Below are 15934 nucleotides of genomic sequence, written 5' to 3' on the forward strand. Positions count from 1 at the left end.
AAGGAACGCATGACGAGCCTTTCCACTTGGACGCCCTCCAAAATTTGGTTATAATTCAGCCGTTAATATCACCAAAACAACCTAAGGAGAACAGTATGCGGGACCAAAAAGAACGAGTTTACAGTATTGAAAGATTGACAAAAGCTGAGTTTAGATATGCATTGAAGTTTAACTTAATTACTCAAGAACAGTATGATAAATATCTACAAGAACTCAATGAATTAACATCTTACATTTATGAAAAATATAAAGATAGTTTAGCTTTTTATGATGAAGATTGGATTAAAATCAATAACTATTATGAAAAAATCGTAGCCTTAAATTTTGTCAGAGATTATACAAAAGAAGATTTAGAAGAAATTTGGCTTATAGAGATGTAAATAATGAAAGTAGATAATATTAATCAACTTTTCGAGCAGATACAGCAAACTGATAATAATCAAGGGATTTCGAACTTTACACAAACCAATGCAAACTATCCTAAGAACCCTTATACTCAAGAAATATATCAAGCAGAGCGGTTATATGAAAGAGGACATAAAAAAGGATTTTCAGAGACTCGTTGGTTAACTGAGGATGAAATACAAACTCATAATTTACAGATTAAACTGGACGAAAAAGAGAGTTTTTTTGAAAGTAATTTATATAAAGATAATCAGTATCATGAAAATATTAAATTTTATAATGTAGAGCAGCTGGATAAAGCATCCTTTGATAAACTTCCGCCTGAAATTAAGCCAGAAAAACAGTGGCAGGAAAATTTAAAAGTCGAGCAATTTATAGCAAGTCAGGGGGTTAAGGTGTTACATAACAGCCCGTCAAACCCTCGTTATAATGCTAAATCGCATACCATCCATATGCCCGATAAATCCCAGTATAAGACTGCCGAAGGATACTATAACGATATCTTTCATGAAATCGGACATTCAACTAGTCGGGAATTGGGACGAACACCAACGACACCTGTGCAAGCAATAAATTTTTTCAAACGAGATGAATTAGTCGCCGAAACTTCAGCAATAAAGCTTTGTGAATTAACGAATATTAATAGTAATAAAACCAATAATTTATCTTATTTAAAAGAGTTTTTAAGCAAATTTGGGGACGATAAAGATATTCAGAAGGAAGAGTTAAGCAAGGCATTAACTGAATCAGATAAGGTATTGGCGTTAACAAAGAGTAAATACTTAACGGCTAAAAAACAGCTCACGACAATATCAAGTAAAATGTTAAACCAGACATTAGATACTCCAGGAAAAAATTTAGCAGAAAAATCTATTATTGATCAGAAAATAATATCGCAAGGTATGGAGTTGGGAGATTAAACGATAAATTATCGTCACAATTATTTTATCGAAATTCACTCATTAATTTTTATACACATTGTTATTTACTTTTTATGTTAATAATTGAATAGTGTTGATAATGTCAATAGCAAAGCGAAAGTCGCAGTCACACAGTTAGCGAGCCTTTTTGCTTGGATGCCCTAAAAAATTTGGTTATAATTCAGCTATTAATATCACCAAATTACCTAAGGAATACAAGATGCGAGACCAAAAAGAACGAGTAGAAACAATTGAAAGTACCATGAAAAATGAGTTTGAATACGCATTAGAATTAAATTTAATTACACAAGAACAGTATAACAATTATCTTCAGGAGCTTGATGAATTAACATCTTATATTTATGAAAAATATAAAGATAGTTTAGCTTTTTATGATGAGGATTGGATTAAAATTAATGACTATTATGAAAAAATTGTAGCCTTAAATTTTGTTAGAGATTATATAAAAGAAGGGTTAGAAGACAGTTGGCTTATTGAGATGTAAATGATGAAAGTAGATAATATTAATCAACTTTTCGAGCAGATACAGCAAACTGATAATAATCAAAAGATTTCGAACTTCACACAAACTAATGCAAACTTTCCCAAGAACCCTTATACTCAAGAAATATATCAAGCAGAGTGGTTATATAAAAAAGGACATCAAAAAGGCTTTTCAGAGACTCGCTGGTTAACTGAGGATGAAATACAAACTCATAATTTGCAAATAAAGTCGGATGAAAAAAATAACTTTTTTGAAAGTGATTTATATAAAAATAATGAAAAATTACGAAATATTAAATTTTATAACGTTGAACAATTAGATAAAACTTCATTTGATAAACTGCCGCCTGAAATTAAGCCAGAAAAACAGTGGCAGGAAAATTTAAAAGTCGAGCAATTTATAGCAAGTCAGGGGGTTAAGGTGTTACATAACAGCACATCAAATCCTCGTTATAATGCCAAATCACATACTATCCATATGCCCGATAAATCCCAGTATAAGACTGCCGAAGCATACTATAACGATATCTTTCATGAAATCGGACATTCAACCAGTCGGGAATTGGGACGAATACCCAAAACACAAGAGCAAGCAATAAATTTTGCCAAACGAGATGAATTAGTCGCCGAAACTTCAGCAATAAAGCTTTGTGAATTAACAAATGTTAATAGTAATAAAACATATAATTTATCTTATTTAAAAGAGTTTTTAAGCAAATTTGGGGACGATAAAGAGGTTCAAAAGGCAGAATTAGGCACAGCATTGACTGAATCAGATAAGGTATTGGCGTTAACAAAAAGCAAATACTTAACGGCTAAAAAACAGCACACGACAATATCAAGTAAAATTTTAAACCAGACATTAGAGACTTCAGGAAAAAATTTAGCAGAAAAATCTATTATTGATCAGAAAATAATATCGCAAGGTATGGAGTTGGGAGATTAAACGATATATTATCGTCACAATTACTTTATTGGAATTAGAAATTTTATAGAAATTAATAATTTCTATAAAAAATCAGTTCGCATAATGTTAATACCGTTATGTTTAATTCGTAGGCTGTATAATGTTGGCCACCGCAGGTGGCTAACAGTCAAGAATTTAGCATAACGGCAGATTATGCGAACTAAAAAAAACTATGACATATATAAAACCCTACACAAAACCCAACGGCAAAGATTAAATATCTTGGTGTGTCATGTGTGTTATTGTTGTTATTTTTTTTAGAACGATATAGCTTTGGATTGTACCAAAGATTTTTAGGGTCTCTATTTTTCATTTTTATATTTTCACAGAATTTATTTAGTGTAAGGTTGAACTATATATAATAGTTCAACCTTGTGTCATTTTGACACATTTTAGCCTTTATTTTATTTTTTTGTCAGAATGTATAATATCTTGTACCGCATCTTTTGCATAATTATCTAGTATGTACGTTGCTAGTTCTGTCCATGAAATGGATTTTCCTATTCTGTAACTTAAATCTACTGCTAATCTTTCAATTCTTAGTTTTCTTTCTGCGCTTATTGCTAGGCTAGTTCTCTTTGGTTTTTGCGTTGTCATTTTAACTCCTAAACGTCTTTTGGTTTATGCAGTATTGTATATTATTAAATATCAGAAGGATAATCAAAAAAATGGCATTAATATTATTAGAGAATTATGGAAATAGCTTTTAAGGATATATTGTCTGTTATAAAAGGTGCAGATATGAATGTTTATGATGATAAACGTATACGAACATTATTAAATGATAGTTATTTTACTGTTACTAGAACAGGGAAAATCTCATATTCGAAGTCAAATAAAATTTATTCGTTTTATCGGTCGTTATTGAATGATGGTTATCAATTCGTTAAAAATTCCATGGATCGTAAAACGTTTTGGCGTTACGAACAAGATTTTTTATCGATTGGATTAAGCAAGATGCAATTACAGAATCTACAACAACAGAAAAATAATGTAATTCCGATGTGCAGAGTTATAAATATTGATTTTAATTGTCAGCGTCCGAGTTGGTATGTAGAACCAACATCATTTTATGATGATCCAAAAAATTTAGAATTTTTAAAAGCTGTTTAACGCACTTCTCTTATAAATCTATATTGGTGCGCATAATCTATATTATGTTAAATAAGGTGTATTAAATCAATTAAGTTCATTTTATTCGCCACTCACCCTCTATTAACAATTCTAAATCTTTATAAGACTATTCTTTTATCAAGAATTCATTTATATTGTTTAGATTAATTAATTAGTGTAGTTATTTAAAAATTTAATAGTGATTTTCTATTTCTTTTCTTTTTATTGAATAGAAATACAAAAAAAAATTGGTCAATTTTTGTTTTATGACAAAATATGGTAACCTTATCACTTCAAATCAACAGCCCTTGTATTTAGGATATTATGCATAGTATTTATAAGACATTACGTTCCAATAGTTATTCTGTTCCGTGCGAATTATGCAGTCTCGGTGGGCTCTGTATTCCGATGTTACTCAATAATACATTAAGTAGTGTTTTAGAACGCAAAAGATCTTATTCAAAAGGCGAAATAATAGTTAAAGCAAAAACGCCATTTAAAAAATTCTTCATCGTTCATTCCGGTGCACTTAAAACATTTGTCACAACTTCTGAAAATAATGAACAAATTAATGGATTTTATCTACCTGGAGATATTGTTGGTTTAGATGCCATTTCAACCAAAGTTTATAACAATAACATTCAGGCATTAAGTAACACACTAATCTGTGAACTGCATTATGATGAATTAATGACATTAATTGATACTAATAAGAATGTTAGAGATTTAATCTTTAGATTATTAAGTGCTGACATTTATAATTATCAAAAATTGGTTCTTTGCTATTCTCAGAAAAAATCAGATGAGCGTCTGGCCACCTTTATTTATTCTCTTTACCTTCGATATCAGCAAAGAGGACATTCTTCTTTAAATATAAAACTAGCAATGAGCCGTGCTGAAATAGCTAATTATTTAGGATTAACGATTGAAACTGTAAGTCGTAATTTATCAAAATTACAAGAGCAAAATATTTTAATAGCTAAAGGTAAATATATTTATATCAATAACTTGGAAGCTTTAATAGATTTAGGAAATTAAATTTATTTATGCTAAAATAACTAAAAATTCATTGTAAGGTTTTTTATATGTTAAGTTTCAAGAAAACAATTATCGCTACAACTGTTGCGCTTATTCCATTTTGTTCTTTTGCTGCTCAGCAATTAACTGAAGAACAAGCAAACAGCATGCAATCTTTTAAAAGCATTACGATTCGAGGTGCTTTTTATACTGATAGCGATTATGTTATGGCTATGTCAAAGGCTGCAGACAATGAAGGAGCTGCTTCTTTTTACATAACAACAACAAATATCAGCCCTTCTAATGATACTTTGCGTATCGTTTATGCAAAATTATATAAAGCAGACGCACCTAAAGCTTTAGAACAACCAGAAACTTTACGTAAATTTGAAGGTGTTTACGAATATCCAAAATCTAAAGCAATTCGCTTAGAACCATTTAACATTGTGCGTATTCGTGGATACTTTCCGACAGATTATGATGTAAATCAAGCTATTGCTAAAGAAGCATCAGCGCAAGGTGCATATGGCTTTTACATAGATTCACGTTCAGAATTAGGCAGTAATATTCAAGTAGCTGCTTATTTATTTAAAAAAGATGCTCCTGAACGTAAATTACAACCTGAAAATGCTATTCCTTACGATTCTGAAGCGGGTCAATTAGCATTAGCTAAAGGTGGAGAAGCTGCAATGCAGGTTGAAAAACCTGGTTATTACTCCCCTTCTGCATTTAACGAGAAATATTATGCAGATAAATTTAATAATAAAGTAATTGATAAAACTACAACAAATTCTGCTGCAACTAATAAAGTTACAACAACATCAAATACAGAAACAATAAGTACCGTTGCCACTGAACCTCAAAGAGTAACTCGTTACACTGTCACTCTTCCTGATGGGCGAAAAATTCAGGAAATTAACGATGCAACTGCGGCTAAAATGGTTGCCTTTGATACACTGAAATTTAGAGGTTACTACGTTACTGATCAGGAAATTTCATATCAAGCAGGAAAAAGAGCAATAGAAGCTGGGGCTAAATATTATCATATTGCTCGAGTTGCTCATGATTCTAAAGGGCCAAACATCACTGTATTTGTAGATCTTTACAAATAATCAAAATGGGCGCATAAGCGCCCTTCTTTTTTATCCTTATAATTATATTCTATAATTCAGAAGATACAGTTTCTATTTGTTGTTTTATCCTTTTTGCAGAAATTGGATACGGTGTGCCGAGTTGTTGAGCGAATAAGTTAACTCTAAGTTCTTCTATCATCCATTTAATATTCGTAACATCATTCAATGATTTTTGATTTTCTGACAAACTATTAAACCAACTTTGATATTCGTTTTTCACTTCTTCTATTATATTCATCGACTGTCTATCTTTAGCCACATTAGTTCCTAACTTCTCTATCCGTTTTTCTATAGCAGTTAAATAGCGATAAATATCATGGAGTTTGTTATAACCAGTTTTTGCCACAAAACCCTTATAAACTAGCTCATTTAGCTGCGCTTTGATATCAGATAACGCAAATGCTAAAGACAAATCGATACGGCCTTTAAGTTTTTTATTAATATTAAAATGGAGAGTTAAAATTGATTCCACTTGTTTAGCTATATCCACTACAATTTCATTGATATGCTCTTTGGTATAACCTAACAGTTCTTGATATTGTTCTTGATTTTTAACTTTCTGATTGTACTTCTTAATCAAGTAGTCTATTCCACAGGCAATACAGTCATCAATAAGGTTAAGAACTGTACCGAATGAATTAAAATATAAGCCTAATTTAGATTTATTTGGTAACTTTTCGTGCAAATATTTAATTGGAGATGGAATATTTAAAATCAACAATCGTCTAATCCCGAGCTTGGTTAATCTTTTTTGTTCCTCAAGTGAATCAACCAGTTTAATACTGACCGAGTTTTGATTATCAATGATGGCTGGATAGGCTTTAACTGTATAATTATTTTGTTTTTCTTCATAAATACTTGGTAAGTGACCAAAATTCCAATCAATAATATTATCTTTCTCTATTTTGACAGATTTTTTTTGAGTCAGCGATGATAATGCTTCTTGAACTTCTGTTTTAAGATGTTCTTTAATCATCATTAGATCTTTGCCAAAAGCTATTTCTCGTCCATTATCAACAATACTAAAATTCATTTTTAAGTAATCTGGTACTTGTTCTAATTGCCAATCAGTTGGCTGAATTTTTATACCTGTCATTTTCCTAAATTCATTTTCTAATGTTTCAAGTAATGGATGTTCAATTGAATTAACTCTACTTAAAAAAGCCTCAGCATAGTTAGGCGCAGGAACTAAGCTTTTGCGTAAAGATTTTGGTAATGATTTTATTAAAGCAATAACTAAATCATAACGAAATCCAGGTACTTGCCAATCAAATCCTGTATCTTTTATTTGATTTAATATATTAAGCGGAATAGAAATTGTTACACCGTCACGTACATTACCTAGATCAAATTGATAAGTTAAAGGTAATTTCAAGTTATTCTGATACCAAAAATCTGGATAATCGTTTATTTTTACAGGTTGAGCTGATTGTTTAATCAGCATATTTTTTTCAATATTTAAAAAATCAGGGTCTATTTTTTGTTTGTTTTTCCACCACGTATCAAAATGTTTTGCGGAAATAACTGATTTGTCTATTCGTTCATCATAAAAATTATAAAGATCATCATTATCAATCAGAATATCCTGACGACGAGATTTATGTTCAAGATCCTCAACTTCATTGATTAATTTCTGATTTTGTTTATAAAACTGGTGATTAGTTTGCCAATCACCTTCAACCAAAGCATTCCGAATAAATAAGGAACGACTTAGTACTGGGTCAATTTTACTATAATTAACTATGCGGTTTGCAACAATTGGTAGACCGAATAAAGTTACTTTTTCATTGGCTAAAGTTGTCCCATTCTTTTTAGACCATCTAGGCTCACTATAACTATATTTAACTAGATGTTTTGCTAATGGTTCAATCCAATCTGCTTCAATTTTAGCAGCCGTTCTACCCCATAGACGGCTTGTCTCAACAAGTTCACTAGCTATACACCATTTTGGTTGATTTTTAAAGATGGCTGAATTAGGGAATATAGCAAATTTAATATTACGAGCACCAGTATATTCATGTTTTTCAATTTCTTTCATACCAACATGTGACAATAAGCCGCTTAATAACGCAGTATGCAGTGAACGATAATCTGCTAATTGACTATTAATCGGAAAAGCAAGTTGTTTAATGGTTTGTCTAATTTGTGTATAAACGTCTTGCCATTCTCGAATTCTAAGATAGTTAAGATATTCTTTTTTACACAACCGTCTAAATTGATTACCCGACAGATCGGCTTGTTGATTTGTTACATAATTCCATAAATTGATAAGTGATATAAAATCAGATTCTTTATCAGCAAATCTACGGTGTTTCTCATCAGAAGCTTGCTGTTTATCAAATGGCCTTTCTCGAGGATCTTGTATTGATAGTGCTGCCACAATAATCATAACTTCTTTTATACAACCTAACCGTCTAGCTTCAACTAGCATTCTAGCTAATCTAGGATCAATAGGTAATTGAGATAAAATTCGTCCTATCTCAGTCAAATGATAATGATGATGTTTAGTATAAATTGCACCTAATTCTTCTAATAATCGTATACCATCACGGATATACCTAGAATCAGGTGCTTCAACAAATGGAAAAGCCGCTATATCACCTAAGCCTAATGAAGTCATTTGTAATATAACTGATGCTAAATTGGTTCGAAGAATTTCAGGCTCAGTAAATTCAGGTCTAGATAAAAAATCTTGTTCATCATATAAACGTATACAAATACCATCTGAAGTTCTACCACAACGCCCTTTTCGTTGATTCGCTGATGCTTGAGAAATGGGTTCAATTGGTAATCGTTGAACTTTCGTCCGATAACTATAACGACTAATTCTTGCTAAACCAGGATCGATAACATATTTAATACCAGGAACGGTCAAGGATGTTTCAGCCACATTTGTAGCTAAGATAATTCTTCGAGCACTGTGTGATTGAAAGATACGGTTTTGTTCAGATGCTGATAATCTAGCATATAAAGGCAAAATCTCAGTATGTTTCAGTTCAATTTTCCTTAGCGTATCAGCCAGATCACGTATTTCACGCTCCCCTGTAAGAAAAATCAAAATATCCCCATTACTTTCAAAAGATAATTCATCGATTGCATCTATAATAGGCTGAAAATCATTATTTCTGTCATTTCCATAATCATCATTAAGAATTGTTGGACGGTATCTAACTTCGACAGGATAGGTTCGACCTGAAACTTCAATGATTGGGGCATGATTAAAATGATTTGAAAAACGTTCAACATCTATTGTAGCTGAAGTTATGATGACTTTTAAGTCAGGACGTTTAGGTAATAATTGTTTCAAATATCCCAAAATAAAATCGATATTTAAACTACGTTCATGAGCTTCATCTATAATAATAGTATCGTATTGAAGTAATAATTTATCTTGCTGAATCTCTGCCAGTAAAATTCCATCAGTCATCAATTTCACCAAAGTAGTTTCGCTGACATGATCAGAAAATCTGACTTTATAGCCCACTAAGTTGCCTATTTCTGTTTTTAATTCCTCAGCAATACGATTGGCAACTGAACGAGCTGCTAACCTTCTCGGTTGGGTATGGCCAATAAAACCTTTAACACCTAAGCCTAGTTCCAAACATATTTTAGGTATTTGTGTCGTTTTTCCTGAACCTGTTTCACCGGCAATAATTACAACTTGATTATTTTTAATTGCTTCAGCTATCGCCTCTTTCTTATCAACTACTGGTAGATTATCTGGAAAATCGATATCTTTAGGTAACGATTGTAATCGAACATTATAATGTGCAACAGCTTGAGCAATCGCTTGTTCGATGGTATCTAAATTTTGATTTTTGTTTGAAAGCTTTCTTATTTTGTGTTGATCTAAGAAAGTCATTGATTGAAAAAATTTAATTTGCTGTTGAATTAACATAAAGAGTAAAATGTAATTATTAAATTTTAATTAAACTGATTATATCAAATTTAGCCAACTATTAGGAGTTAAGATGAAAAAGACTTTACTATTAATAATGCTTTTTACTGGAACTTTCGTGATGACTGGTTGTGGTGAATCTAAGAGCGTTAAAGCTGAAGATTTAATGCATCATCGCTTTGTATTGATTAAAGCCAATGGTCAAGATATTTCAACAGATAAAAACGCTGAGCTTGAATTTGGTGAAAACATGAATATTTATGGAAAAATGTGTAATCGCTTTGTTGCAAAAGTAGAATTGGAAAACGAAACGATCAAAGGCCCTGGTGTTAGTATGGCAAAAATGGCTTGTGATGATGAGCAATTGAGTAAGTTAGATGATACCATCGCTCAATTAATTCAAGACGGAGCATCAGTCAGTTTGGACAAAGATCTATTGACTTTAAAAAATAAAGATATTGAACTAATTTATCAACTTAAAGATTTAATGTAATTTAAAAAGACATTTTTTATCACAAACTTGGTAAAAATTTAACCAAAAAAATGTTTTAGTTTTTTTCTATCTCAATTGATGTCTAGTTTTTTGATAAAAAACTTTATTTAAAATGTCGTTAAGACTATAATAAAAAAAGTTTTTAAGAATGGCTTATATTGATGAGATTACTAAATTCTTTAGATATTGCTTTTAATAAGAGTAACTTTTTAAAGTTACTCTTCCCTTTTTATACCAATGCACTGGCATTGGTTTTTTTTGTTTAAATATTTATATTTAAAACCATTTATTTAAATTTGAACATTAACTTTAACAACTAGTAGATAATATTATGAAAAAGACAAAAATCGTTTGTACCATAGGACCAAAATCAGAATCAAAAGAGATGCTAACTAAATTATTAAATGCAGGCATGAATGTAATGCGTTTAAACTTCTCTCATGGTGATTATGAAGAGCATGGTAATCGAATCAAAAATTTACGTGAAGTAATGCAAGAAACAGGCTTAAAAGCTGCCATCATGTTAGATACTAAAGGCCCAGAAATTCGTACTATTAAGCTTGAAGGTGGAAACGATGTATCACTTGTAGCAGGCCAAACTTTCACTTTTACTACTGATGAAAATGTAGTTGGTAATTCAGAACGTGTAGCCGTTACATATAAAGGATTTGCTCAAGATCTTAAACCAGGTAACCGTGTATTAGTTGATGATGGTTTAATCGCTATGGACGTTCAAGAAATCAAAGGTAACGAAGTTATTTGTAAAGTTTTAAATAACGGTGACCTTGGTGAAAATAAAGGTATTAACTTACCTGGTGTTTCAATCAAATTACCTGCACTAGCTGAAAAAGATAAAAATGACTTAATTTTCGGTTGTGAACAAGGTGTAGATTTTATTGCAGCATCATTTATCCGTAAACGTTCTGATGTTGAAGATATTCGTGCTCATCTTAAAGCTCACGGCGGTGAAGAAATCAAAATCATTTCTAAAATCGAAAATCAAGAAGGTTTAGATAACTTTGATGAAATTTTAGAAGCATCTGATGGTATCATGGTTGCTCGTGGTGATTTAGGTGTGGAAATTGCGGTTGAAGAAGTTATTTTTGCTCAAAAAATGATGATTAAAAAATGTAATAAAGCTTCAAAACCAGTTATTACTGCAACTCAAATGTTAGATTCAATGATCAAAAACCCACGTCCTACTCGTGCTGAAGCTGGTGACGTTGCTAATGCAATTATTGATGGTACAGACGCTGTTATGCTATCTGGCGAAAGTGCTAAAGGTAAATATCCATTTGAAGCAGTTAATGTGATGGCTACTATTTGTAAGCGTACTGATGGTACTATCCCAGCTAAATTAGAGCTAACCACAAAAGAAGAAACATTACGTATTACTGCTGCTGTATGTTGTGGTGCTGTTGAAATCGCAGAACGATTAAATGTACCATTAATTGTTGTTGCTACTCGTAGCGGTAAATCAGCTCGTGAACTTCGTCATTACTTCCCGACAGCTCGTATTTTGGCTCTATCTTCAAGCCAAAAAACTGTCAATCAACTTGCCTTATCTAAAGGTGTTGAACCTATTTTAATTGATGCAATTAATTCAACAGATGATTTCTACCGTTTAGGTAAAGAAATGGCTGTTAAAATTTGTAATGTAAAACAAGGTGATACAATTGTTATGGTATCAGGTGCATTAGTTCCAAGCGGAACAACTAACACAACTTCTGTTCACCGCATCTAATCACCTTTAATTTTGTTTAAATGAATGATAAAAAGCTAGCTATATGCTAGCTTTTTTTTTATCTTACGTTATTCTGTAATAAATCAAATTAGTGGAATGGGCATTACAAAAAATGATAATAGAAAAAGTATATTTACCTAAAGAACTAAGTTGGTTATCATTTAACCAACGGGTGTTACAAGAGGCTGCTGATGAAAGTAATCCTCTCATAGAACGAATCCGTTTTTTAGGTATCTACTCAAGTAATCTTGATGAATTTTATAAAGTCCAATTTGCAAATTTAAAAAAATATGTCCTTATTGAGCAAGAACAAGCTCAAGCAACATCTAATGCTAAACATTTATTGCGTCAGGTTAATCAAAAAGTCATTCAACTTGAATTACAATTTGATCAGCTTTATAACGAGCTATTATTAGAAATGGCAAGGAATCAGATTTTCCTAATAAATGAAAGGCAACTTACCACTTATCAAGAAACTTGGATAAAAAATTATTATAAGCAAAATTTAAGACAGTATATTACCCCTATTTTGTTAGATAGCCATACTGAGTTGATTCAATTTTTAAAAGATGATCATGCTTATTTAGCAGTTGAAATTATCTGTAAAGATAGTATTAGCTATGCATTACTTGAACTTCCTACAGATAATGCGCCTCGGTTTGTTTTATTACCTTCAGAAGTTTCAACTAAAAATAAATCAATTATTTTTTTAGATAACATTTTACGTTATTGTTTAGCGGATATTTTTAAAGTCTTCTTTGATGCGGTAGAATTAAATGCTTATTCTATAAATATTAATCGTGATGCTGAATACGAATTAAATACTGAACTTGATAGTTTACTTGAGTTAATGTCTCAGGGTTTGAAACAGCGGTTAACTGCTCAGCCAGTTCGTTTTACATATCAAAAAGACATGCCAAAGGCATTATTTGAATTATTAATAAATAAACTAAGATTAACTGAACAAGATGCAATGCCTGGTGGACGTTATCCCAATTTCAAAGATTTAGCAAATTTTCCAGATCTTGGTGTCAAAAACTTACTTAATAAACGCTTACCAAGCCTTGCTTATAATCGATTCAAGAAATTCAGAAATGCTTTTGCAACAATAAAAGACCGAGATGTATTGCTCTATTATCCTTACTATTCATTTGGACATGTGCTTGAAATTATGCGACAAGCGTCATTTGATCCTGCTGTTACCCATATTCGTATGAATATTTATCGAGTAGCTAAAGACTCCAGATTTATTCATGCTGCTATAAATGCAGCAAACAACGGTAAAAAAGTCACAGTAGTGGTAGAACTGCAAGCTCGATTTGATGAAGAAGCAAACATAAAATGGGCTAAAAGGTTAATTCGTAGTGGTATAAAAGTTATCTATTCACAACCAAAACTTAAAATTCATGCCAAATTATTCTTAATCGATCGTAAAGAAGACGATCGAATTGTCCGTTATGCTCATATTGGTTCAGGTAATTTTAATGAAAAAACTGCACGTATTTATACAGATTTTTCATTATTAACGGCTGACCCCGCGATTACCGATGAAGTTATCAAAGTATTTAACTTTATTGAAAACCCATTTAAACCGGTAACTTTTCACCATTTATTAGTTTCACCACAAAATACACGATTACGCTTTCATGAATTCATTGAACGAGAAATCAATAATGCCAAAGCCGGGAAACCTTCTGGTATTTATCTCAAACTCAATGCAATAACTGATAAAGAGATGATAAATCAACTCTATAAAGCTTCTTGTGCTGGAGTGAAAATACGCATGATTGTGCGAGGCACCTGTATACTTGTTCCTCAAATTCCTAATTTAAGTGAAAATATCTATGTAACCAGTATTGTTGACCAATATCTCGAACATGCTCGAGTTTATATTTTCGAAAATGACGGTAATAAAGATACCTACATATCATCTGCCGATTGGATGCCTAGAAATCTTGATAACCGGATTGAGGTTGGCGTAAAAATATTTGATCTGACATTAAAATCCACTATTCATAATATTTTCAATATTCAGTGTAATGATAATGTCAAAGCTCGAATTATCGATAAAGATAATATGAACAATTACGTCCAAAGAGGAAATAAAAAGAAAGTAAGAGCACAACGTGCAATTTATGATTATCTAAAACAATTAGAATCAGCAAGTTAAGGATTTGAACGTGAATAAATATGATGAATATGCTGTTATTGATCTAGGCTCGAATAGTTTTCATATGGTCATTGCACGTTGTATTGATGGTGCAACACAAATTATTTACAAAAATAAAAAAAATATTCATTTAGCTACCGGTTTAAATGAATTCTATGAGCTAAGTGAGTCAAGTATTAAACGAGGTATAGAATGCCTTGCACTCTTTGCTGAACGGTTGAATGGATTTCCCCCGGAAAATGTTCGAATTGTTGCAACCTATACGTTACGTATCGCCACCAATCGGCATAAATTTCTAGCCGAAGCGGCTAAGGTTCTACCCTACCCAATTGAAATTATTTCCGGACAAGAGGAAGCCCGTTTAATCTATTTAGGTACCATGACAGCCGAATCAACCGCCGAAGAAGATACCAAATTTGTTATTGATATTGGTGGTGGATCGACTGAAATTGCCATAGGTCGAGGAAACGATCTCAAACCATTTATTGTGGCAAGTCGACCAATGGGCTGTGTTACTTACACTAAGCAATTTTTTCCACAAAAGACCATTGACCGATATTCATTTTTAAGAGCTAAACTGGCAGCTGAACAACAAATTGAAAATCTTATTACCACAATAAAAAGACAAAATATTAGTGTCGCATTTGGTACTTCCGGCACAATCAAAAGTATTTACAAAATATTATTAGATTTAGGTGTCAGCGATGGAATCATTACGCCTAAACGTTTGGATGATTTAATCAGTTATATTTTAGAATTCAAGTCTTTTCATGATATTGACTATCCATCGCTTTCAGAAGAAAGAAAAAACGTTTTCGTCAGCGGGTTAGCCATTTTTAGTGGCGTTTTTAATGCATTAGGGTTACAAGAGCTTCAATTTAGCCCATGCGCATTGCGTGAAGGAGTTTTGTATGAACTTATTGATGGTCCAAATTATCGAGATATAAGACAAACAACAGCCGAATCACTCTCTCAGCATTACAACATTGATGAGCGTCATGCCAAACAAGTGGTGAAAACGGCAAAGTATCTTTTTGCACAATGGAAAATGCAAACTTCGACTAATATTCCGCAACATTTAGAATCTATCCTCTATTGGGCAGCGCAACTCCATGAAGTGGGACTGAAAATAAATTTTTCATCAATTCACAAACATTCGAGTTATATTCTGTTAAATAGTAACTTACCAGGATTCAACGAAGAACAACAACTTTTATTGTCTACCCTTGTACGTTATCACCGAAAGTCAATTAACATTGATGAACTGCCCTATTTTAGTTTATTCGAATACAAACATATCATCTCGTTATTGCAGATTTTGCGGCTTGCCGTTTTATTTAATAACCAGCGTAATAACGATCTGGATCTCACTGCATTTAGATTAAAATTAAACAGTGATAAATTGAGCAAACTGACGATAGAACTCAACGAAAAGTTTGTTGAAAATAATAAGTTAATCTTGCTTGATTTAGAGCAGGAGCAGAAATATTGGAAATCGGTTAATGATTGGAAATTATCGATTGAAATGTTTTAATCACTCAAAAAAACCGCCAGTTAAACTGGCGGTGAT

13 protein-coding genes are annotated in these 15934 nt (G+C 31.9%); 11 read left to right on the forward strand and 2 right to left on the reverse strand.

Annotation, left to right across the window (positions count from 1 at the left end; all coding sequences use genetic code 11):
• Positions 1 to 95: 95 nt before the first annotated feature.
• The 4 genes from A9G07_RS03995 (at position 96) to A9G07_RS04010 (ending at position 2775) form a co-directional block, all read left to right on the forward strand.
• The gene (locus A9G07_RS03995; protein ID WP_065734116.1) at positions 96 to 380 is read left to right on the forward strand and encodes a hypothetical protein; all 285 of its coding nucleotides are present in this window, start codon (positions 96 to 98) and stop codon (positions 378 to 380) included.
• A 3-nt stretch (positions 381 to 383) separates the two neighbouring features.
• On the forward strand, positions 384 to 1325 hold the full coding sequence (locus A9G07_RS04000) for a zincin-like metallopeptidase domain-containing protein (RefSeq protein WP_065734117.1): 942 nt from the start codon (positions 384 to 386) through the stop codon (positions 1323 to 1325).
• A 220-nt stretch (positions 1326 to 1545) separates the two neighbouring features.
• Positions 1546 to 1830: a hypothetical protein gene (locus tag A9G07_RS04005; protein ID WP_065734118.1), complete on the forward strand. Its 285-nt coding sequence runs from the start codon at positions 1546 to 1548 to the stop codon at positions 1828 to 1830.
• A gap of 3 nt (positions 1831 to 1833) precedes the next feature.
• Positions 1834 to 2775, forward strand: a complete 942-nt coding sequence (locus A9G07_RS04010; protein ID WP_141677467.1) for a zincin-like metallopeptidase domain-containing protein — start codon at positions 1834 to 1836, stop codon at positions 2773 to 2775.
• A 420-nt stretch (positions 2776 to 3195) separates the two neighbouring features.
• Here A9G07_RS04010 and A9G07_RS04015 read toward each other — a convergent pair whose 3' ends face one another.
• A complete protein-coding gene (locus tag A9G07_RS04015) occupies positions 3196 to 3393 on the reverse strand; it encodes a hypothetical protein (protein WP_065734120.1) in 198 nt (65 codons plus the stop codon).
• Between the two features lie 96 nt (positions 3394 to 3489).
• Between A9G07_RS04015 and A9G07_RS04020 the strand changes: the two genes are divergently transcribed.
• The 3 genes from A9G07_RS04020 to A9G07_RS04030 all read left to right on the forward strand — a co-directional run bounded on the left by A9G07_RS04020 (position 3490) and on the right by A9G07_RS04030 (position 6038).
• Positions 3490 to 3909, forward strand: a complete 420-nt coding sequence (locus A9G07_RS04020) for a phage/plasmid replication protein, II/X family (RefSeq protein ID WP_081303338.1) — start codon at positions 3490 to 3492, stop codon at positions 3907 to 3909.
• 324 nt (positions 3910 to 4233) lie between these two features.
• Positions 4234 to 4947 carry a helix-turn-helix domain-containing protein gene (locus tag A9G07_RS04025; protein WP_065562825.1) on the forward strand — a complete coding sequence of 238 codons (714 nt, stop codon included), beginning with the start codon at positions 4234 to 4236 and terminating at the stop codon, positions 4945 to 4947.
• 47 nt (positions 4948 to 4994) lie between these two features.
• Entirely contained in the window at positions 4995 to 6038 is a 1044-nt protein-coding gene (locus A9G07_RS04030; RefSeq protein WP_065734122.1) for a YdgH/BhsA/McbA-like domain containing protein, read from the forward strand.
• A gap of 49 nt (positions 6039 to 6087) precedes the next feature.
• Here A9G07_RS04030 and hrpA read toward each other — a convergent pair whose 3' ends face one another.
• Positions 6088 to 9957 carry an ATP-dependent RNA helicase HrpA gene (gene hrpA, locus A9G07_RS04035; RefSeq protein ID WP_065734123.1) on the reverse strand — a complete coding sequence of 1290 codons (3870 nt, stop codon included), beginning with the start codon at positions 9955 to 9957 and terminating at the stop codon, positions 6088 to 6090.
• A gap of 73 nt (positions 9958 to 10030) precedes the next feature.
• Here hrpA and A9G07_RS04040 point away from each other — a divergent pair, with 73 nt between their 5' ends.
• The 4 genes from A9G07_RS04040 to A9G07_RS04055 all read left to right on the forward strand — a co-directional run bounded on the left by A9G07_RS04040 (position 10031) and on the right by A9G07_RS04055 (position 15898).
• On the forward strand, positions 10031 to 10450 hold the full coding sequence (locus A9G07_RS04040; RefSeq protein WP_065734124.1) for an META domain-containing protein: 420 nt from the start codon (positions 10031 to 10033) through the stop codon (positions 10448 to 10450).
• 331 nt (positions 10451 to 10781) lie between these two features.
• On the forward strand, positions 10782 to 12194 hold the full coding sequence (gene pykF / locus A9G07_RS04045; protein WP_065562828.1) for a pyruvate kinase PykF: 1413 nt from the start codon (positions 10782 to 10784) through the stop codon (positions 12192 to 12194).
• 112 nt (positions 12195 to 12306) lie between these two features.
• Entirely contained in the window at positions 12307 to 14364 is a 2058-nt protein-coding gene (gene ppk1, locus A9G07_RS04050; RefSeq protein WP_065562829.1) for a polyphosphate kinase 1, read from the forward strand.
• Positions 14365 to 14374: 10 nt separating this feature from the next.
• A complete protein-coding gene (locus A9G07_RS04055; RefSeq protein WP_218059991.1) occupies positions 14375 to 15898 on the forward strand; it encodes a Ppx/GppA phosphatase family protein in 1524 nt (507 codons plus the stop codon).
• Positions 15899 to 15934 lie beyond the last annotated feature (36 nt).

The sequence above is a fragment of the Gilliamella sp. wkB72 genome (assembly GCF_001693745.1).
In the GTDB taxonomy this organism is placed as follows: domain Bacteria; phylum Pseudomonadota; class Gammaproteobacteria; order Enterobacterales; family Orbaceae; genus Gilliamella; species Gilliamella apicola_E.

Excerpts from the sequence above, each read along its gene's own strand:
- A9G07_RS03995 (WP_065734116.1), top strand. The coding sequence starts at position 96 with ATGCGGGACCAAAAAGAACGAGTTTACAGTATTGAAAGATTGACAAAA.
- A9G07_RS04000 (WP_065734117.1), top strand. The coding sequence starts at position 384 with ATGAAAGTAGATAATATTAATCAACTTTTCGAGCAGATACAGCAAACT.
- A9G07_RS04005 (WP_065734118.1), top strand. The coding sequence starts at position 1,546 with ATGCGAGACCAAAAAGAACGAGTAGAAACAATTGAAAGTACCATGAAA.
- A9G07_RS04010 (WP_141677467.1), top strand. The coding sequence starts at position 1,834 with ATGAAAGTAGATAATATTAATCAACTTTTCGAGCAGATACAGCAAACT.
- A9G07_RS04015 (WP_065734120.1), bottom strand. The coding sequence starts at position 3,393 with ATGACAACGCAAAAACCAAAGAGAACTAGCCTAGCAATAAGCGCAGAA.
- A9G07_RS04020 (WP_081303338.1), top strand. The coding sequence starts at position 3,490 with ATGGAAATAGCTTTTAAGGATATATTGTCTGTTATAAAAGGTGCAGAT.
- A9G07_RS04025 (WP_065562825.1), top strand. The coding sequence starts at position 4,234 with ATGCATAGTATTTATAAGACATTACGTTCCAATAGTTATTCTGTTCCG.
- A9G07_RS04030 (WP_065734122.1), top strand. The coding sequence starts at position 4,995 with ATGTTAAGTTTCAAGAAAACAATTATCGCTACAACTGTTGCGCTTATT.
- hrpA (WP_065734123.1), bottom strand. The coding sequence starts at position 9,957 with ATGTTAATTCAACAGCAAATTAAATTTTTTCAATCAATGACTTTCTTA.
- A9G07_RS04040 (WP_065734124.1), top strand. The coding sequence starts at position 10,031 with ATGAAAAAGACTTTACTATTAATAATGCTTTTTACTGGAACTTTCGTG.
- pykF (WP_065562828.1), top strand. The coding sequence starts at position 10,782 with ATGAAAAAGACAAAAATCGTTTGTACCATAGGACCAAAATCAGAATCA.
- ppk1 (WP_065562829.1), top strand. The coding sequence starts at position 12,307 with ATGATAATAGAAAAAGTATATTTACCTAAAGAACTAAGTTGGTTATCA.